This is a genomic window from Georhizobium profundi (assembly GCF_003952725.1).
Lineage (GTDB): Bacteria > Pseudomonadota > Alphaproteobacteria > Rhizobiales > Rhizobiaceae > Georhizobium > Georhizobium profundi.
The window spans coordinates 1,532,094-1,551,438 of the sequence record NZ_CP032509.1 but is presented as its reverse complement, the minus strand read 5'-3'; the positions used below and the strand labels follow the sequence as shown (position 1 = coordinate 1,551,438).

21 protein-coding genes are annotated in these 19,345 nt (G+C 61.2%); 7 read left to right on the top strand and 14 right to left on the bottom strand.

Annotated features, from left to right (window positions below; translation table 11 throughout):
• Positions 1-308: 308 nt before the first annotated feature.
• Entirely contained in the window at positions 309-608 is a 300-nt protein-coding gene (locus D5400_RS07195) for a PRC-barrel domain-containing protein (protein WP_126009034.1), read from the bottom strand.
• A 272-nt stretch (positions 609-880) separates the two neighbouring features.
• Here D5400_RS07195 and D5400_RS07190 point away from each other — a divergent pair, with 272 nt between their 5' ends.
• Positions 881-1,567: a Crp/Fnr family transcriptional regulator gene (locus D5400_RS07190; protein ID WP_126009032.1), complete on the top strand. Its 687-nt coding sequence runs from the start codon at positions 881-883 to the stop codon at positions 1,565-1,567.
• A 194-nt stretch (positions 1,568-1,761) separates the two neighbouring features.
• Here the strand turns inward: D5400_RS07190 and D5400_RS07185 are convergent, their stop codons facing one another.
• The 4 genes from D5400_RS07185 to D5400_RS07170 form a co-directional block, all read right to left on the bottom strand.
• Positions 1,762-2,409, bottom strand: a complete 648-nt coding sequence (locus D5400_RS07185) for a BON domain-containing protein (protein WP_126009030.1) — start codon at positions 2,407-2,409, stop codon at positions 1,762-1,764.
• Positions 2,410-2,490: 81 nt separating this feature from the next.
• Positions 2,491-3,006 (bottom strand): pyridoxamine 5'-phosphate oxidase family protein, encoded by a 516-nt coding sequence (locus tag D5400_RS07180; protein WP_126009028.1) that lies wholly within the window; start codon positions 3,004-3,006, stop codon positions 2,491-2,493.
• A gap of 14 nt (positions 3,007-3,020) precedes the next feature.
• Positions 3,021-3,371: a TraR/DksA family transcriptional regulator gene (locus tag D5400_RS07175; protein ID WP_126009026.1), complete on the bottom strand. Its 351-nt coding sequence runs from the start codon at positions 3,369-3,371 to the stop codon at positions 3,021-3,023.
• Positions 3,364-3,717, bottom strand: a complete 354-nt coding sequence (locus D5400_RS07170) for an SPW repeat protein (protein WP_126009024.1) — start codon at positions 3,715-3,717, stop codon at positions 3,364-3,366. The genes D5400_RS07175 and D5400_RS07170 overlap by 8 nt, the downstream gene beginning before the upstream one ends.
• 246 nt (positions 3,718-3,963) lie before the next feature.
• On the opposite strand from D5400_RS07170, the gene D5400_RS07165 reads away from it, so the two are divergent.
• Entirely contained in the window at positions 3,964-5,571 is a 1,608-nt protein-coding gene (locus D5400_RS07165) for a catalase (protein ID WP_245451469.1), read from the top strand.
• Positions 5,572-5,638: 67 nt separating this feature from the next.
• Here D5400_RS07165 and D5400_RS07160 read toward each other — a convergent pair whose 3' ends face one another.
• The 3 genes from D5400_RS07160 to D5400_RS07150 all read right to left on the bottom strand — a co-directional run bounded on the left by D5400_RS07160 (position 5,639) and on the right by D5400_RS07150 (position 9,832).
• Positions 5,639-6,934, bottom strand: coding sequence for a glucoamylase family protein (locus tag D5400_RS07160; protein ID WP_126009022.1), 1,296 nt, complete (start codon positions 6,932-6,934; stop codon positions 5,639-5,641).
• A 135-nt stretch (positions 6,935-7,069) separates the two neighbouring features.
• Positions 7,070-8,692, bottom strand: coding sequence for an ABC-F family ATP-binding cassette domain-containing protein (locus D5400_RS07155; RefSeq protein ID WP_126009020.1), 1,623 nt, complete (start codon positions 8,690-8,692; stop codon positions 7,070-7,072).
• Positions 8,693-8,821: 129 nt separating this feature from the next.
• Positions 8,822-9,832, bottom strand: a complete 1,011-nt coding sequence (locus D5400_RS07150; protein ID WP_245451468.1) for a Tim44 domain-containing protein — start codon at positions 9,830-9,832, stop codon at positions 8,822-8,824.
• Positions 9,833-10,112: 280 nt separating this feature from the next.
• Between D5400_RS07150 and D5400_RS07145 the strand changes: the two genes are divergently transcribed.
• The gene (locus D5400_RS07145) at positions 10,113-11,351 is read left to right on the top strand and encodes a sensor domain-containing diguanylate cyclase (RefSeq protein WP_245451467.1); all 1,239 of its coding nucleotides are present in this window, start codon (positions 10,113-10,115) and stop codon (positions 11,349-11,351) included.
• 51 nt (positions 11,352-11,402) lie between these two features.
• Here D5400_RS07145 and rsgA read toward each other — a convergent pair whose 3' ends face one another.
• The gene (rsgA, locus tag D5400_RS07140; RefSeq protein ID WP_126009017.1) at positions 11,403-12,392 is read right to left on the bottom strand and encodes a ribosome small subunit-dependent GTPase A; all 990 of its coding nucleotides are present in this window, start codon (positions 12,390-12,392) and stop codon (positions 11,403-11,405) included.
• Between the two features lie 153 nt (positions 12,393-12,545).
• Positions 12,546-12,701, bottom strand: a complete 156-nt coding sequence (locus D5400_RS21070) for a hypothetical protein (protein WP_164527819.1) — start codon at positions 12,699-12,701, stop codon at positions 12,546-12,548.
• A gap of 160 nt (positions 12,702-12,861) precedes the next feature.
• Between D5400_RS21070 and D5400_RS07135 the strand changes: the two genes are divergently transcribed.
• The 4 genes from D5400_RS07135 to D5400_RS07120 all read left to right on the top strand — a co-directional run bounded on the left by D5400_RS07135 (position 12,862) and on the right by D5400_RS07120 (position 15,542).
• Positions 12,862-13,320, top strand: coding sequence for a metallophosphoesterase family protein (locus tag D5400_RS07135; protein ID WP_126009015.1), 459 nt, complete (start codon positions 12,862-12,864; stop codon positions 13,318-13,320).
• A 100-nt stretch (positions 13,321-13,420) separates the two neighbouring features.
• Positions 13,421-14,059 (top strand): hypothetical protein, encoded by a 639-nt coding sequence (locus D5400_RS07130; RefSeq protein WP_126009013.1) that lies wholly within the window; start codon positions 13,421-13,423, stop codon positions 14,057-14,059.
• Between the two features lie 122 nt (positions 14,060-14,181).
• A complete protein-coding gene (locus D5400_RS07125; protein WP_425364915.1) occupies positions 14,182-14,958 on the top strand; it encodes a phosphodiester glycosidase family protein in 777 nt (258 codons plus the stop codon).
• Between the two features lie 104 nt (positions 14,959-15,062).
• Positions 15,063-15,542, top strand: a complete 480-nt coding sequence (locus D5400_RS07120) for a pyridoxamine 5'-phosphate oxidase family protein (protein WP_126009009.1) — start codon at positions 15,063-15,065, stop codon at positions 15,540-15,542.
• A 7-nt stretch (positions 15,543-15,549) separates the two neighbouring features.
• On the opposite strand, the gene phnE (D5400_RS07115) is transcribed toward D5400_RS07120, so the two are convergent.
• From phnE (D5400_RS07115) to phnD, 4 genes are all read right to left on the bottom strand, one after another.
• Positions 15,550-16,407, bottom strand: coding sequence for a phosphonate ABC transporter, permease protein PhnE (phnE, locus tag D5400_RS07115; RefSeq protein WP_126009007.1), 858 nt, complete (start codon positions 16,405-16,407; stop codon positions 15,550-15,552).
• A complete protein-coding gene (gene phnE, locus D5400_RS07110) occupies positions 16,404-17,330 on the bottom strand; it encodes a phosphonate ABC transporter, permease protein PhnE (RefSeq protein WP_126009005.1) in 927 nt (308 codons plus the stop codon). The genes phnE (D5400_RS07115) and phnE (D5400_RS07110) overlap by 4 nt, the downstream gene beginning before the upstream one ends.
• A gap of 4 nt (positions 17,331-17,334) precedes the next feature.
• Positions 17,335-18,195: a phosphonate ABC transporter ATP-binding protein gene (gene phnC / locus D5400_RS07105; protein ID WP_126009003.1), complete on the bottom strand. Its 861-nt coding sequence runs from the start codon at positions 18,193-18,195 to the stop codon at positions 17,335-17,337.
• Between the two features lie 109 nt (positions 18,196-18,304).
• Positions 18,305-19,222 carry a phosphonate ABC transporter substrate-binding protein gene (gene phnD, locus D5400_RS07100; protein ID WP_126009000.1) on the bottom strand — a complete coding sequence of 306 codons (918 nt, stop codon included), beginning with the start codon at positions 19,220-19,222 and terminating at the stop codon, positions 18,305-18,307.
• Positions 19,223-19,345 lie beyond the last annotated feature (123 nt).

The window sequence follows — 19,345 nt, the reverse complement described above, 5'->3', positions numbered from 1 at the left end:
TGTCGATAACCGCCTCGAGCGGATTGGTCTCATCGTCGCGTTCTTGATACATCTCGCGCGTCTTGGCCTTGCCCCTAGCGGCTTCGGCAGGCGTGCGATCGCGTGTTCATCGCGGCGAAAGCAAGAACGAGCCCAAGTATGATTGCGCCGCCCGCAACGACAAAAAGCCATAGATAGTTCATGTCATCGCCTCCTGTTGATTGGAGGGCTAAGACGGGCCGACCCCGGTTTGTTCCAAATACAAACGATCCGGAATGGCTCGCGCAGACGTAATGGCAAAAGGCCCGGCGCGAACCGGGCCTGATCCATCATGAGTCGGTGTGCTCGGGCATGTCCTTGAGCTGGTCTTTCGTCCAAGCGGTGACCGCGTGGACCGTGCCACCCTCATCTCGCATGATATCGAGCTCGCTGGCAGCCACCGCGACTGACTTCGCGCCAAAGCCCAGAAAGCCGCCGACGTCGATCACGACGCGGGCGGTTTTTCCCACGCCATGCATGTGAGCTACGCTGCCGACCTTTTCGTCGTTGGCGCCATAAACGGTGGAGCCTTTGAGATTGCGCTCGGTGATCTCGATATCCGAGAGCCTGGCGTGTTTGCTGTGATCCATGGTGCTGTCTCCTCGTGTTTGCGCAAGGGCAACAGCGCAGACGCGTCTCGGTTCCAATGAAGAGCGCGCGCCTCGCCTGGGCCGATGCCAATTGCGTCATCGGTCCAACAAACTCGGCTCCGTAAAAATTGTCAGCAGATGAGACGATAATAGTTTGTGATTTGAAACCTTTTGGTCACAGGCGCATGCTGTTTGCGGACTGAGAGGACAGCATCTTGACCTATGACAATCTGCATGAGGAGCGACTTGCTGATCGCAAGGGCGCCGCCTTCATGGCGCTTTTTGACGAAACGGCCGGTCAATCCGCCCATTATCGCAGCCATGAGCATCTGCTGCACACGGGAGATGAGGCCGCCTACAGCCACTTGGTGCAACATGGCTTTGCTGCACGCTACCAGCTGACGCCCGAGGGAACACGGCAGATCACTGCGATTTACATGTGCGGGGATTTCATCGATCTGCGCCTGTGCGCGCAGCAGCCGTCCAATGATGGTGTGGTAGCCATGGGCGCCTGCTCGACCACCAGGTTCCGTAACGACACGATGAGCCGGGCGGCATCGCGGAGTGCACCACTTGCCAACAGCCTCTGTCAGTTGTCGGAAAGAAACGGCGCCATTGCACGCGCCTGGATTGCCTCGCTTGGCAGGCGCAATGCTGAGCAGCACCTCGCGCACATGATCTGTGAACTTTTCTTGCGGGCGCGGGCAGCTGGCCTCACGACTGGGTCTCACCTGCGCTTTCCGGCCACGCAGACCTACCTTGCCGACATGATCGGCCTGTCGGTCGTCCATACCAACCGAACATTGCAGACATTGCGTGCCGCCAAGCTGGTGCGTTGGGACCGACAGATGCTGTCAGTCATCGATCTTGAGGGGCTGATCGATCTCGCGGGCTTCCAGGAGGGCTATCTCCAGCATCCCGGTGTGGCGGCACCCCTCTCCAGCATGACGCATCATTAGTGCGAGCCAGCAAGGCATTCATCTGCGTCAACTCGCTTCGTTGAGATACCGATGGTCGGCATCGATGGGGGTCAAAACGAAGTATTTGCCCCTTCTCTCCTTTGCACTCGGACGGTCGCGCCGGCGGATCGCTGGGCGGCAAAACGCGGTCGCCTTTCGACGACCGCGTTTCCACGACGGTTACCCGAACCGCGTCAGGCCAGGGTGATGCGGTCCTCAACAGCCGTCACGCCCGGCGCCGACCATGCGGCGCGTTCAGCGGCCTGCCGGTCGGCCCACACTTTCACATGGCCCTCCAGCGTCACTCTTCCGTCGTGAACGTCGACCCTGATCGATTGGGCCTCCAGTTCGGCATCGCGCTTGAAGGCATCCTCAATGCGCTTCTTGATGTCGGTCGCCTCCGCCCGCGGCCGGATCTCGATCATGTTGGAAACGCCGGTCACGCCTGAGAGCCCGCGGACTGCACCGGCTGCGGCGTTCTTCTGGTACTGCCATTCCACCTTTCCGGTCAGCGTGACCCAGCCCTTCTGCACCTTCACCTGAATCTGCTCGTCGGGAATGGTCGTGTTCCATCGGATCACGTTCAGCGCACGCTTTGCGATCTCGTCATCGGCGGTGCGATGCGTGCCGGCCGGGCGGACTTCGATCTCCTGCGCAATGCCGCGCACGCCCTTGATGCGTTTGACGAGATCTTCCGCCGTCAGTTTCTCGTCGAAAGTCGGCACATGGCCGGTCAACGTGACGACGCCGTTTTCCACCGCAACGCCGATATCGGCGGCATCGAGTCCAGGGTCGAAATCCAGCGCATCGATGATGTTTTGTCTGAGTGTCTTGTCGAGCATGTGGTCCTCCTTGGGATGAGCCACCTTCCAGCCTCTCGTGTCCCCTTCTAGAACAATGTCCGGGCCCTGCCTTGATCAGGGTCAAGTTCGTGACGTAAATCGGCCGATCATCCGCTCGACGAAGCCTGGCTGTGGTGGCAGCTGCGCCCGTTTCTCGACTGCGCACCGCCTCCCCGTCATCTCGACGATGGCGATGCGGAAGAACACGGGCAGAAGTGGGCGGTCGACATCGCCGATCCGCGTGTGCTGGTAACCGGGTTCCCACCAGCCAGCATTGGCCTGCAGCAGGGACCAGGCATGATCGCGCTGCCCCTCGTGGCCGTTATTTGGAGAAATCTCTTCATAGCGGCCAATGACGATGACGCTTTCCCAAGATTCCCGATGCTCAATCCTGTCGACGACAACACAGACGCGCGGGTTCTGACGCATCCACTCGACCTTGCGCCCCAGGGTCGTAAATCCATAGAGGTGCCCCGGCTCGGCTGCAAAAAGGATCGGAACCACGTAGGGCTGATCGTCAAGCGCACAGGCGAGACGCCCTGTCGCAACTTCATAGAGAAGCGCCATGCAGTCTTCGCTGGTCATCTCAGTGATCATCAAGATCCCGCCGTTCAGCGTTTTGTGGCGCAGGACCCGCAGAAGGGCGTCGAGGGAAGGGTTTGTAGCCGCCGCGCGTCGATCGGCTTCCCACAGCGCGTGCAAATCCCGTAGGTACCTTCTTCGACCCGTTTCAAGGCGGCCTCGATCTGGCGCAGTTCATCAAGGCCAGCCTCGCCCAGTTCCTCCAGCACCTCGTCGTTCTCGCGCTGGATAGCCTGATCTTCCAGATCCCGGTCACCCGGTTGGGCCAGATCGGCGCCAATCCTGCCCAAGCGCCGATCCAGTTCATCCCGGCGCGCCGTCAGTATGCGCCGCATGGCGTCGACATCGAGCCCGTCGGGCTTTCCCGTGGTCTCACGCATGAGACGTCCGATCGGTCGCGATGGTCGATGCAGCCACCAGGATCATGAGCCCGCCGACCACGATGACATTGGTCGTCATCGGACGATCGGACGCAAAGCTCAGCACCCAGGGCGACACGATAAGCCACACACCGAGCGCAATGTCGGCCCACTCTTCCCAGATCCTTCGTGCCAGCAACGCGGCGATGCCGAGACCGAGGGCGAGAACGCCGACGATATAGGCGTTCCAATCCGCGGCAAGCGCCGGCCCGCTTTCATATCCGAGGGTGCGCAAAGCGAAGGGCGACACAACAAGCCATCCGCCGAGAAGCAAGATCACCCAATCCTGCCATCCATATCGTTCCATGGCGAAATCCTCCGTGAAGGACGAATTCTATGCTCCTAGACGGGCGACGCCATTGACATGGGTCAACGAAACCTCCGCCGGAATGGTGTTGAGTGTGCCCGACGTCTTTGGGAACAGCCGGTCCCGGGCCACAGCACAGTGAGCTGCGATCCTGCAGGATCATCTTCTTCAACTATTGACGGAACCGGCTGCTCGCTCTGCCGTTGAGCGATATTATCCCCACAACACGCTCCCGAGGGCACGATATTGGCCGAGAAAACATTCGCCCCCCGCACGACGACCGATGCCGGGATCCCGGTACAAAGCGACGAACATTCGCTTTCTATAGGACGAGACGGCCCGATCGTGCTCAACGATCACTACCTGATCGAGCAGATGGCGAACTTCAACCGCGAGCGCATTCCCGAGCGCCAGCCCCACGCCAAGGGCAGCGGTGCGTTCGGCCATTTCGAAGTGACGGCAGACATCAGCCAGTACACCAAGGCCAAGTTCCTTCAGCCCGGTGCAAAGGTCGAGACTGCCATCCGCTTCTCGACCGTCGCCGGTGAGCGCGGCAGCCCCGACACATGGCGCGATCCGCGCGGTTTCTCGGTGAAATTTTACACCGAGGACGGCAATTTCGACATGGTCGGCAACAACACGCCGATCTTCTTCATCCGCGACCCGATGAAGTTCCAACACTTCATCCGCAGCCAGAAGCGTCGCGCCGACAACGGCCTGCGCGACCATGACATGCAGTGGGATTTCTGGACGCTCAGCCCGGAAAGCGCCCACCAGGTCACCTATCTCATGGGCGATCGCGGCGTGCCGAAGAACTGGCGCGAAATGAACGGCTATGGCAGCCACACCTACATGCTGATCAACGAGGCCGGCGAGAAGTTCTGGGTCAAATGGCACTTCCACACCGATCTCGGTGACGGCAATGCGCACCTCACCCAGGACGAAGCGGACAAGATGGCCGGACAGGACGGTGATTATCATCGCCGCGACCTCTTCGATCATATCGCCAAAGGCGAATTCCCGAGCTGGACACTGAAATTCCAGGTGATGCCGTTCGAAGACGCCAAGACCTATCGCATCAATCCGTTCGACCTCACCAAGACATGGCCGCACAAGGACTATCCGCTGATCGAAGTCGGAAAGCTGACGCTGGATACCAACCCGGTCGATTGGGATACGCAGATCGAGCAGTTGGCGTTCGAGCCGAACAACATGGTACCCGGCATCGGCCTCAGCCCCGACAAGATGCTTCTGGCACGCGGCTTTTCTTACGCCGACGCCCACCGCGCCCGCCTCGGCGTGAACTACAAGCAAATACCGGTCAATCAGGCAAAGGCGGCCGAGGTGCATTCCTACTCGCGCGCCGGCCGCGGCCGGACGGTCAATGCCGTCGATCCGGTCTACGCGCCCAACTCCTACGGTGGCCCGGCTGCACAGCCGGAAGTCGGTGGAGAAGCAACATGGATGGCAGACGGCGAAATGGTTCGCGCCGCCTATACCTTGCGCGAGGGAGATGACGATTGGAGTCAGCCCGGCGCGCTCGTGCGTGACGTGATGGACGATGCGCAACGCGCGCGCTTCGTCGACAACGTTGCCGGCCACCTTGCCAATGGCGTCAGCGAGCCGATCCTGCAACGGGCATTCGACTACTGGCGCAACGTTGACAAGGAGATCGGTGACCGGATCGAGAAAGCCACCCGCGATTTGGTCGGCGGTACGTCGGACGCTCCGGGCATGGCGAGCGCGGAATCGATCTCCGGCTATCAGGGCGTTCCCGCCACGTCGTCATTCGCCAAAGGCGAAGGAGACAAGAACGCCATGGCTCACGACCAGAAGGTTGCCCGCGCACGGTAATTATCTCGTGCGACTTTAACACTGACCATTCGGGCCGACCACACAGGCGGTTGGTCCGAACGCTGCATCAGGAACCGATCGAAGCACGGTTCTTCGTCATGTGCGGGCTGGTGAAGCCCAGCTTCGCAAGCCCGATTTGCACTTCGGGAGCGGCCATGAACAGATCCCAGAGCAGGCCGCTCCGAAAATTCTCCAGCATGATCACGATCGGCCCCTGATTGACCGCGAGAAAGGTGCGGGCGAACCAGTTGCGGCTCTCGCTGAACGCGTCGACGAAGCCGAACCGGCCCCAGATGCGGTTGGTGGGCTTGGCCGAGAACGACCGAAGTGCCCGCATCGCCTCCTCAGGCGTATAGCTGAAACTGGAAAGCGCAGCACTCGGTGTGATCACACCGATGTCGTTGTCGGGTGCGTGCGCGACATAGCCTGAAGGGCTGTGGCTCGACGTCAGCCCCCAGCAATCCGGTCCATACCCTTTGTAGCCATGGGGGTTCGTAACGCAGTGCCGGTAATTGATCTGCGTATGGCGGACATTCTGCTCGAAATAATCGGCATATCGATCGCATAACCCGCGCGGATCGAGGCCGCAGAACGAATAGTGCGCGAGAAACAGCGGACCACCGAATTCCATGCCAAGCGGAAGTTCGATGCCGTAGTAGCTGCGCCCGTTTCGAAAGCCCGGCCCTGACGCGAAACCCTGATGATACACATCCGCATCAATCGGATGGCTTGGCGAGCCCGCCGCAAGCACATAGACGATCAGCCCTTCATTCCAGCCCGTAACCTTCTGATTCATGGCGAAGCCATGGTTCGGGCTCCAGTGCCAATAGAGGTGGTTGCCCCCGTCGCGCCGATAGAAGTCCCACTCCGCTTCTTGCCACAGCCGGTCGATGCGTTCGCGAAGCGACCGCTCTACGGACGTGGCACGGTCGAAGAATTGCCGGACGCAAAGAAGCCCCTGGAAGAGCAAGGCGCTCTCAACGACGTCGGCTCCGTCGTCCATTCGGCTGAACGGTATGGTTTGCGCTGTACGCCCGTTGATGAAGTGCGCGAACATACCCCGGTAGCGCGTCGCCTGCTCCAGACAGGACAGCATCGTGCCCAATCTGTTCAGTGCCGCATCCCGCGAAGTCCAATCGCGCGTGACCGCCACGACGATCGCCATGAAGCCGAAACCGGAACCGCCGATCGCGACGAGATCGTTGTTCGGGTCGCCGGTCGTCTTCTGCCGGTCCCGTGCAAGCCCGCTCGGACGATGCGCTCCTTCCCAGAAATAGCGAAAGGTCTGCCGCTGCACCATCTCGAGCAGTGCGTCATCCGCTTCGGCAGAGACTGTGGCAGGCGCAGCAAGGTTACCAGTCATGAAGCGTCTGTAAGTCCCATTGCCCGAAGCTCCATGGCCGTCGACGTCTGCCTTTGACCAGTGTTCGGTTTGCCGGTCATTTATGACCTGACGGAAGCAGATAGGGCTTGATGCCGAAAGTGCCAGACGACTGGCTCAGCTCCGCAGGCCAGGGGCCTCCTGGCCCGTCCGCTCCACATATTCGGTGTAGCCGCCGCCATAGAGATGCGGGCCCTCCGGCGTCAGTTCCAGCACACGATTGGAGAGCGCGGCCAGGAAATGACGGTCGTGGCTGACGAACAGCATCGCGCCTTCGAACCGCGACAGCGCCTCGACGAGCATCTGTTTGGTGGCAATGTCCAGATGGTTCGTCGGCTCATCGAGAACGAGAAAATTCGGCGGGTCGAACAGCATCTTGGCCATGACGAGGCGGGCCTTCTCGCCGCCGGAAAGCACGCGACACTTCTTCTCCACGTCGTCGCCGGTAAAGCCAAAGCAGCCGGCAAGGGCCCGCAAAGGCGCCTGCCCCGCCAGCGGAAATCTATCTTCCAGCGACTGTAGCACCGTGCTCTCGCCTTCCAGCAGCTCCATGGAGTGCTGCGCGAAATAGCCCATCTTCACACTCGGTCCACGCGTGACGGAGCCGGCATCTGGCTCCGAAGCGCCTGCGATCAGCTTGAGCAGCGTCGACTTGCCGGCACCGTTGACGCCCATCACGCACCAGCGCTCGCGCCGGCGCACCTGAAAGTCGAGCGCATCATAGATCGTGCGGTCACCATAGCTCTTGTGAACGCCCTTGACGGTCGCGACATCCTCGCCGGAGCGCGGTGCGGGCTGGAATTCGAAGCGCACGGTCTGCTGGCGCTTCGGCGGCTCCACGCGTTCGATCTTGTCGAGCTTCTTCACCCGGCTTTGCACCTGCGCGGCATGGCTTGCGCGCGCCTTGAATCGCTCGATGAAGGCGACTTCCTTCGCCAGCATTGCCTGCTGGCGCTCGAACTGCGCCTGCTGCTGCACTTCGGCAATTGCGCGCTGCTGGCGATAGAATTCGTAATCGCCGGAATAGGTGGTAAGCGCACCCGCATCGATCTCGATGATCTTGCCGACGATGCGGTTCATGAATTCCCGATCGTGCGACGTCATCAGGATGGCGCCGTCATACCCCTTCAGGAAGGTTTCGAGCCAGATGAGACTTTCGATGTCGAGATGGTTCGATGGCTCGTCGAGCAGCATCAGGTCGGGCCGCATCAGCAGGATCTTGGCGAGCGCCACCCGCATCTTCCAGCCGCCCGAAAGCTTGCCGACATCGCCATCCATCATGTCCTGGCTGAAGCCAAGCCCGTCCAGGACCTCGCGCGCGCGCCCATCGAGCGCGTAGCCGTCGAGCTCGTCGTAGCGGCCCTGTACCTCGCCATAACGCGTGATGATGTCGTCCATCTCATCGGCACGGTCCGGGTCCGCCATCGCGGCTTCGAGTTCTGCCATCTCGGCTGCCAGCGCGCTGACTGGGCCGACACCGTCGATCACCTCGACCACTGCGCTGCGCCCGGCCATGTCGCCGACATCCTGGCTGAAATAGCCGACCGTCACACCCTTATCGACCGAGACCTGCCCCTCGTCAGGCAGTTCCTCGCCGGTGATCATGCGAAAAAGCGTTGTCTTGCCAGCCCCATTCGGGCCGACAAGGCCGATCTTGTCGCCGCGCTGAAGTGCTGCCGACGCCTCGATGAAGACGATCTGCTTGCCGTTCTGCTTGCCGATGCTTTCAAGGCGGATCATGCGCGGTGTCCGGGTCAGTTTAAGCGGGGAGCCGCCTCAAACCATCCTGCCGCCTGCGGCGCAAGAGCTGCCGCGCCACAAGCTCGGTTTTACATGACGTCTCAACGCGATCGGCAGGGGGTTGCAGCTCTAGGCGGCAGCTTCCTGGATCGCCGAAAGCTTCCAATCCCCACCGTTCCGGCGCACGAAGGTCCACAACTCGACCGTTTCGGTCGGTTCGTCGACACCGCCCGCCAAAGCGCGGGTGGTGCGGTCGCGCAGGACATCCGTCGCCTCGTAGCGGAACGCGGCGGTGGCATAGTCGTCCTCGCCCTCGTTCCACGCTTCGGCAATATCTGCCTGCAGAAGCTTCACGCCGGTCACCTCGTTGCGCACCCCGCGCTTTGCGTTGTCGGCCAGTTCCTCCGAGAAATAAGAGACCATCTCGGGCGTGGAAAGCCGGCGCAGAGCAGCGTGATCCTCGTCTGCAAACGCGCGCTGCACCTCGCCGAGACGGCGTTCGAACATGTCGAGATCTTCCTGATCGACGGCGATGTCGGTCATTTGAGGGGCAGCAGCAGCTGCGCCTCCGCCAATCCGCGGGACCGTGAAACCCGCAGCTGATGCCTTCGGCGACGACTGGGGCGCCGCATCACGCATCGAGGAATGTCCAAAGCCCGGTCCACCGGCCGAGGCTTGCGTGCGGGCGCCACCGGCGACGGCCGGCTGCCGGCGCGAGCGGAAGAACGCCATCGCCAGCCACACGAGCCCGCCGATGAGGAGCAACTGCACCAGGAAGCCGAGCGCACCGGCCAAGCCGCCGAAGCCATAACCGAGCAACATGCCGAACAGACCACCGATCAAGATGCCGCGCATCAACCCGCCGCCCAGGCCACCGAACATGCCCGGCCGCTGCTGCTGCTGAGCTGCCGTCTGCTGCTGGCGCGGCGCGGTGCTCGGCGCCGGCGTCATGCTGCGCTCGACCGGACCGGTCTGGTTCGGTGCGGTTCGCGTGGGTGGGGCGGACTGTTGCGTGCGGAAGCCGCGGCTGCCGAAACTGCCGCCACGACGCGCCTCGGCAAAATCGACAGAGACAAGCGCCATAGCGATGAATGCCGCCGACAGCAGGGCGAAAAAGCGAAAACGTCCGAGATGCATCATGGCAACCGTTGCTCCAGTTGCCCGCTGAGAAGTCGCAAAGCGGGCCAATATCCAGACGGTCCGACATCGCGACGCTTCGAGAAGTTCGCCAGAGGGGCCCGGTCCGCTGCACGGGATATGGCAATATCCACCCTCTCTTGCAAGGCGCCGAGGTGGTGGATGCCCGTCCGGCAACCGCTTCATCTGCTCTAACAATCCGTTAAACTGTCCGCCGCGAATTAAGAAATTCTTTAATTTATGCCAGCACGGTTTCGGCAAATCACTGAAGGAGATTGAGAGCGTGAGCGAGCGCGATGCCCTGCGCGAGATGGACGACGAGAATGATCGTCTCGCTGCCCTGGAGCGCTATGACGTGCTCGACACGCCACCGGAGGAAGCCTTCGATCGGATCACCCGGCTTACCCGTCAGATCTTCGATGTGTCGATCTCGACCGTGACGCTGATCGACGGGCATCGACAATGGTACAAATCCCGCCAGGGCGTCGATGTGGCGGAAACCGACCTGTCGCAATCGCTTTGCCAAATCGCCGTCGTCAATGGCGAGCCGCTCATCGTCGAAGATGCACTGGTTCATCCCACCGTTCACAATCATCCGGCGGTAATCGAGGGATTGAAGCTGCGCTTCTACGCCGGGATGCCGCTGCGCACACCGCATGGTCACGTCATCGGCACGCTCTGCGCGGCGGACACGGTGCCCCGTACTTTTTCGAAGCGCGACCAGGGCATTCTCGCCGATCTCGCCCAATTCGTCGTCAGCGAACTGGAGCTGCGAACGCTGGCCATGACCGATGCGCTAACGGGTGCCCTCTCCCGGCGCGCATTCCGCGAAGAGGCAGCGCGCGCCATCGGCCTCGCCCGGCGTCACGGCACCGATCTCAGCGTGATGATGATCGATCTCGATCACTTCAAGCGCGTCAACGATACCTACGGGCATCGGTTCGGCGATCGGCTTCTGGTCGAGGTCATATCGACGCTCAAGGCGAACGCCCGTCACTCAGACATCATCGGAAGACTTGGCGGCGAGGAATTCGCCATCATCCTCCATCAATCGAGCGCCGCGGCAGCGCTTGACGTCGCGGAAAAACTCCGCTCTGCGGTTGCCCGTCTTCGAATAGAGCATGTCGATGGACCGGTCGGCGCGACGATCAGTGTCGGCGTGGCCGGTCTCGATCGGACCACGCTGGACATAGACACTCTGCTCGAACGGGCGGACGCGGCGCTCTATGTCGCGAAGTCGGACGGACGCAACCGCTGTATCCGCTGGGAAAGTCCCGCACAGCCAATTCCAGCCGATGTACGTCGTCGGGTACTGAAAGGTGGACGCATCGCGTTCAATGGAGGACGGTCGACGATGGATTGCACGGTGCGGACCCTCTCCGAAACCGGCGCCGGGCTCGATTTCATCAGCACAGCCGACGTCCCCGATCGCTTCAAGCTGCTTATCATGGCCGACGAATTCTCGCGCATCTGCCGGGTCCGGGTCCGCGGCGATCGACGCATCGAAGTCGACTTCGGATGACGGCTTGACGGCTTGACGATCAGCTGATCTCTCGGCGGCTGTTCGGAAAGCTCACCGGCGTGACGACTTATGCGCACCGGAAGCACTGTTTTCGTCATGCAGCTTACGCCAGCGGGCGAAGCGATCGGGATCGATCCTCCCATCTTCCACGGCCTTGAGCACGGCGCAGGCCGGCTCGTGGCTGTGCGTGCAGTTTCTGAACTTGCACCGGCTCTCCAACTCGCTGATCTCGGCGAACACCGCATCGAGCCCCTCGGCCATTTCTCCGAGATGCACCGATCGGATACCGGGCGAATCCAACACCCAGCCACCGACGCTGACCACGTGCAACGAGCGCGCGGTCGTCGTGTGTCGTCCCTTGGAATCACTTTCCCGAACGGCGCCGGTGAGTTGGGCGCTATCGGCGCTGGAGCCTGAAAGCGTATTCACGAGCGTCGACTTGCCAACCCCGGAAGAGCCCGTGAGCGCCACGGTCTTGCCGAAGCCGAACCAGGATTGCAGTTTCGAAACAACCTCCGGGCGGCGCGGATCGACCACCACGATCGGCAGGTCTCGCGCCAGATCGCTCGCCAGTGTCACGAACGGATCGGCTCCTTGTGGGGTATCCGCTTTGGTCAGCACCAGAACCGGAGGGATTTCACATTGTGCTGCCATGGCCAGATACCGCTCGAGCCGTGGAACGTTGAAATCGTCATTGCAGGAAGTGACGATGAACAGCGTGTCGACATTGGCACCGGAGAGCTGCGTGCTGCCGTCGCTCATGCGCCGCGAAAGCAGCGAGGTGCGCTCAAGGCGCCGACGAACGAGATGATCGCCCGGTTCTGCAAGGACGAAGTCGCCGACCGCATAATCGCCAACGGCTTCGCTCGCCGGCAGAACAAGGTCGACGGGGCCATTTGCGGAGTATCCGCTGATGCGTGCGCGATGGATATTCGCGATGCGGACGGGCACGAGATGAACGTCGTCTTCGCCGATCTGATCGCTGAAAAATGACGACCAGCCCAAAGCGCCAAGGGCGGCTACGCCGGTCGGTTCAAGCATTGGTGTTCTCTTTTCCACGGGCACAGCCGAAATCTTGGACGACGCAGGAGATGCACTCGCCGACATGCGACGCCTGCTTACCACAGCATGATGCGGCGCGCCTGCATGTTTAGGACCTGTGGGGACCGGTGCGAGACGGGCTGATGGGCCAGACTACGGCTCGCGCTTCACGGTCTTCAAATTCGGCAGGCTGGGACGCATCGATTTGACGCCGGCTTCTTTCAAGGCTGTATACCCAACCTTCTTAAGGAGCTTTTCCGTCTTCGCACGCTCCTTGTCGAGAGTGCTCTGGCCTTTGTTCTTCGGCATCGGTCCTCCAACTGGGGCGGTGTCGTCCGTACCCCGACACATGGTGTGCCAGATCCCTGTGGCGAAGGCGAGGAATGCGTGATTTGAGCGAGCCCTACTTTTGCTGATCTGCCAAGACAAAGCCGCTTATTTCATTCTGATGTGAAGGACCCCTTCTGCCATGCCCACACTCGGCGTCATCTCGGATACGCATGGTCTCCTGCGCGCTGAGGCAATTGCCCTGCTGCAAGGCGTCGATCACATCATCCACGCCGGCGACATCGGAAACCCCGACATTATCAAGCGACTGGAAACGGTCGCCCCGGTTTCGGCGATCCGCGGAAACATCGATGTCGACTCTTGGGCAGCGACCTATCCCGAGACGCTGCGGACAAGGCTTTTCGATCTGGGTATATTCGTGATCCACGATCGCAAGGACCTGGCGTTTTCTCCCGGTAAAACAGACATCGACCTCGTCATCTCGGGACATTCTCACCGGGCGAGCATCGAAATGGGGGATGGCGTGCTTTACCTGAACCCCGGCAGTACGGGCCCGCGCAGGTTCAGATTGCCCATCACCTTGGCAAAGGTGCAGATCACGAACGGGCAGTTGATGCCTGTGATCCACGAAATCGTATGAGGATCATGGGCGTCGTACCGGTCGCCATGAATTGGCGCAGACTGCAAACGGCCGAAAGAATCAGATTGAAGGCCGATGCGTCAGACTCCATCTGAGCATCATGCCCCGAGCACCAAAACCCAAACCACCGACGAGACTGATCCAAGAATGGCCCCTTTCACCGGCCGCGACATTGGGTTCGGCTGTGCGCACCAGGGGCATCCTCCTCGAAATCCGTGCGCATCTTCCTTTCAAGGAACGCAGGAAGGTCGACATCGAATCCGGCGCGATCGTGCTTCGCGTGCCGGAAGACGATGAGGACGATCACTTCGGACTCGTAAAGGCCGTCACCAGCAAACTTGTCGGCATCGAAAGTCTTCCGGTGATACCCCGCGAGGTCGAGGACATTCTCGCCATCAAGCCCGCTGAACGCCATCGCTGGTTGAAGGACGGCCGGCTGGAAAGTGCAGGAACCCGAACCGTCAAGCTGCGTGGCCGGGCGCGCAAGATCACCTTTCACGTTTTCGATCCGCGCCATATCGAGGATGTGCTCGACCGCGATCTTCCCGAGGTCTGGCGTGAAGAAGACTCAGCGACCGCGGCCGAAAACAGACGACGCGGAGCCCAGAAAGCTGCTTTGAAGAAGGCGGGCAAATTGGGCGGCTCGTCCGGCCGCGCCGAAGGCACTGTCAGCGGGGAGAAACAGTCGTCCGGCCTGAAAGGGTGGGACGACTTCGATCTCGACGGGCTTCTTCGCTAGATCTCGATTGCCGCCGATACCTCGAAATTTCCAAGGCACGGGTGAAGCGTGGTCTTAGAATTACGGCACTCTCCTGCTATCGACCGACCGATCACAGCGAGCGAGGACAGTGCATGACTGCAATACGAGGTTTGGCCGGTGCTGCGTTGACGGCCGTGTTGGCGGTAATCGCCGTGCTCTTCGCGCTTCCGGAGGCCAAGGCTCTGCAGTGCAGCGACGAACGTTTCGAGGGTTCGGGCTATGTCGTCTGCACGATCGACCCTGCCGTGTCCGACCTGCGTCTGTTCTGGAGAAATGAAGAGGGTCTGCCTTACCGCCGCTTCTCCAACCTCGCTGGCGCGCTCCGGGAGCAGGAGCAGAACCTCATCTTCGCGATCAATGCCGGCATGTACCAGACCGATTTTTCGCCGCTCGGCCTTTATATCGAGAATGGAGAGGAACTGCGGTCGGCCGATACCACCACGATCGAAGGCCCGCCGCGACAGGTGCCGAATTTCTACAAAAAGCCCAACGGCGTGTTCTTTTCCGGAGAGGATGGAGCGGGCATCCTGCCGACGGAAGACTTTCTTGCTGTGAAGCCCGATGCGCAATTGGCCACCCAGTCGGGACCAATGCTCGTCATCGAGAACGCGCTCCACCCCGCGCTGATCCCCGGTTCGACCGATACAACCCGACGCAGCGGCGTCGGTGTCTGCGAAGGCGGGCTCATCCGGTTCGCGATCAGCGACTGGCGCGTGAATTTTCATGAATTCGCGCGGTTCTTCCGCGACCAACTGGCCTGCCCCAACGCACTTTTTCTCGACGGTGGCCGCGGCGCTGGTCTCTTTCTCCCCGAAAAAAGACGCAACGATTTTTCCTGGCACGGCGGCTACGGCCCGATCCTGGGCGTGGTGGAATAGCGACGACGTCACGCTCGACGAAAACGAGCCGATTTGCGCGAAATCAATGCGATCGACTGCTCAGTCAATATTCTCCTGCGATCGCTATGCAGGAGGCTTTTCCAATGGATAGCAAACTTCGCAGCACCATTCTCGACCTGCTCGACAAGCACCGCATCCTCACGCTGGCCACGCTCCGCGCGGACGGTTGGCCGCAGGCGACCACGGTGGGCTATGTCAGCCGTGGACTGACCCTGTGGTTCATAACGGGAAGAGATACGCAGAAATCCCGGAATCTCGCGGGCGACAACCGCGTGTCGCTGACCATCGACCACGACACGACCGATCCGATGGCCATCACCGGTCTATCGATGGCGGCCCGCGCCTTCCCGGTCACTGATGAAGCGATGATCCGAGACATACTGGTTTCCGAGCTTCCGAAAAAGTATCCGGAATACGCCTCGATGATGAGCGGCCTCGACATCAGCGGCGTGGCTGTCTTCGAGCTTCGCCCGGAAGTGATCTCGGTGCTCGATTATTCGAAAGGCTTTGCCCACACGGACGAAGTGACCATCGACGGTACGGACCGCCAGGCAGCGGCTTAGCACGCCCTTAGTGAGACGTTTCGCCGATCAACCGCGCACGGATCTTCTTCGACAACCAGTCGATGACGAAGATGCAGACGAGCACGTTCAAGACGACGAATGCGACCTGATCGAAGAGGTTCGCGCGGAAGCGCTCGATGATGATCATGCCGATGCCGCCGGCACCGACAAGGCCAAGGATCGTTGCACTTCGTGTCGAGGATTCGAAGAAGTAGAGCGACTGCGAAATGAAGATCGGCAGCACCTGGGGCAGATAGCCATAGCGCGCGATCTTCAACGGACCGGCGCCCGTCGAGCGGATGCCCTCGACCTGCTTGCGGTCCACGTTTTCGAGCGCTTCCGAGTAGAGCTTCGATAGGGTGCCCGTATCCGATACGGCAATCGCGAGCACGCCGGCAAGCGGACCCAGTCCGACTGCCCGAACAAACACCAGACCCCAGACAAGCTGATCCACACCACGCAGAATATCGAGAATACGCCGCACGATCTGGCGAACCACGACGAACGGCATCGTGGTGCGCGCTGCGAAAAACCCGATGAAGAGCGCCATGACGGTGCCGAGCAATGTTCCGAGAAATGCCATACCGAGGGTCTGTGCGATCCCGATATAGATCTGCCGATACTGCCACTCGCCCATGTCTTCCCAGTTGAAGAACGCCGCGATGAGGTTGAGGGCGCGCCCGGAGGCATCGAGAAGCCGGTAGACCTCGAAATAATAGAGCGAGCCGATCACATAGAAGATGACCGAGAGCCAGATCGCCCACCGCGTGATCGTCGAGAAGGTGGAGCCGAACGCTTGCGGATGGCTTTGGCGAACACTGGCAATGTCGCTCGACGAAATCGACTGCAGCGTCATCGCGGTCATTGCAGGTTCTCCCGGCCGATGAAGTGCGTCCGCATCTGTTCGGAAAGCAGGTCGATCAGCGTGACGGTGATGACGACCAGCAGCAGGACGGCCACGACGCGATCGTCGGAATAGAGGCTGATCACCCGGTTGAGTTCCGCCCCGATGCCGCCGGCACCAACGAAGCCGACGATGGAGGACGCGCGCACGTTGATCTCGAAGCGCAGCAATGTGTAGGAGACGAAATTCGGCATGACCTGCGGAACGACGCCGTAGCGGATTTCCTCGAACCAGTTGCCGCCAACGCCGCGTATGCCCTCGACCGGACGCATCGACGCGTTCTCGTTGACCTCGGAAAACAGCTTGCCGAGTGCGCCGGCGGAGTGGATTGCGATTGCCAGCACGCCGGCGAGCGGCCCGATGCCGATCGCGAAGACGAAGACCAGCGCGTAGAGGATTTCCGGCACGCCGCGACAAATCTCCATGAAGCGGCGCGACACGATGTAGATGAAGCTGTTCGGCGCGAGGTTTCGCGATGCCGGGAAGCAGAGAAGAAAGGCGGCCGTTGCGCCGAGAATGGTCGCAGTGAGCGCCATGAAGATCGTTTCGACGATGAGGCGAATGTAGACGTTGAAATCCGAATACCAGTAGGTCAGCGAACCGGGCACGGCGCGTCCGTCGGCTCCCCTCCCTTCGAACAGCACGTCGAACTGCAGGTCCGGCATGATTGTGCCGAAATACTCGAAGATGCGCGGCAGGCCGGCAGCCAGCCGATCCGGGTAGAAGCGCGACACCCAGATCGAGAGGCCAAGCGCCAGCAAAAATGCGCCGATGAACAGGATGTTCATGCCGAGGCGCTGGCGGCGCAATTCGCTGCGATGACGCTCGAATACGGAAACAGCGTCGTCGGGCTGCGGCCCCGCGTTCACATCTATGGAGGCCATGGGCTCAGCCTGCCAGGAGTTCTGCGCGGGCGCGCTGCTGCAGGTCCGCCTCCGTCAGACGCTCGGCCGGCACCTCGGTGCCTGCAGGCTTCAGCGTCGTAGACGTCATGCTTTCGCTGAAGGCCTCGTCCGCCTCCGCGCCGTAGATCTCGCGTGCTGCCTGCTCGGTTAACGCGGATGGCGGCCCATCGAACACGACACGGCCTTCGAAGAGCCCGATGACGCGGTCGCAGTAGTTGCGGGCTGTATCGAGCGTATGAAGATTGCAGATGACGGCGATGCCGTCTTCGCGGTTGATCGTGCGCAGCGCATCCATGACGACTTTCGCGTTCATCGGATCGAGCGACGCGATCGGCTCGTCCGCGAGCACGATCTTCGGTTCCTGGGCAAGCGCACGGGCGATGGCCACGCGCTGCATCTGACCACCTGACAGCGTATCGGCCTGCTGCAAAGCCGTATGCGCCATGCCCAGCCGATCGAGCGCGCGGATGGCGAAGGCACGTTCGGCAGGCGTGAACACCTGAAACATGCTGGCGATCAGCCCATGGTGATAGAGACGCCCGGTCAGCACGTTGGTCAGAACGTTGAGGCGACCGACGAGATTGAACTGCTGGAACACCATCGCGCAATTAGCCCGCCATTCGAGGAGTTCCCGGCCTTTGAGCGCCGTTACGTCCCGGCCGTCGAAGATGATCGAGCCGCCGGTCGGCTCTGCCAACCGGTTGATCATCCGCAAAAGCGTCGACTTGCCGGCACCCGATCGCCCGATGACTCCCACCATCTGTCCGTCTGGGATATCGAGCGAGATATTGTCGACGGCATTGCGCGTCTTGAAGCTCTTGGTCAGGTTCTTGATCGCAAGCATGGGATGTCCTTCGAGGTTGCCGGTACCCGGACGGGTGGCTGCCATTCGCGGAAAGACAGGCCCGCAGAAGCTGCGGACCTGTCTGACTTATCGCTGGTTTGCGATCAGCTCAGCGGGAGCCTTCGAGTTCGCGCTGGCGCATGGCAACGACGCCTTCAAAGAACGAGTGGTCCACGGCCTGGAAGCCCTGGCCTTCGCCCTGCGACACGTTGATGTAGCACTCCGGATCGGTCTCGTTCAGCGTCTCGAGCCAGCCATTGACCTTGTCCTTGACGTCCTGCGGCAGGCTCTTGCGGTTTACCCAGGGACCGTTCGGGATGAGGCTCGACTGCCAGATGATGCGCAGGTCGGACATGTCGAGAAGGTCCTTATCGACCATCGAGCGCAGAGCGCCGCGCGAGAAGCCTTCGGACTCTTCACCGACGCCCGAGGTCCAGGTGACGCCAGCATCATACTGGTCGTTGAGAACGGCGATCACCGCCTGTTCATGGCCGCCACCGAAGCCGGTCTGAGAGAAATAGTCGTCGATGACGATTTCCTGGGCTTCGAGCTCGGCCTTCGGCACGAGGTAGCCGGACGTGGAGTTCGGATCGGCGAAGGCGAGAGACTTGCCTTCCATGTCTTCGAGCGACTCGATGCCGCTGTCGGCCTTGGTGTACATCATGGCGTAGTAGCCATCCGAACCGTCGGCTTCGAGTGCGACGAAGGCAGGCTCGACGGCTTCCGGATCCTGCAGGTAGATGCCGGCGTAGCCGGAGGCACCGAGCTGGGCGGCATCGAGCTGGCCCGCAACGAGGCCCTGCATCACGCCGGCATAGTCCGAAGCCGGATAGAGCTCGACAGGCACGCCAAGGATTTCGCCGAGCTGCTGAACCATGCAGTCGTTCTTGCGCAGGCGGTCGGCTTCGTTTTCACCGCCGAGAAGGCCGACGCGGAAGACATCGATGTCCTGAGCAAGGGCCGAGCCGGCGAGAAGGCTGGTTGCGAGCGCTACGTTGACGGCGCCGCGAGCGATTTGAGCGATCATCCTGATCTCCACGATCAATTGGAATATGTGCGGTCCGGACACCCCATCCGGCCTGGCATCCACTCCCTACCGAGCGTTCACGACAGTGGGTTGACGGTATTGCAACAGATTGATGAAGGCTCG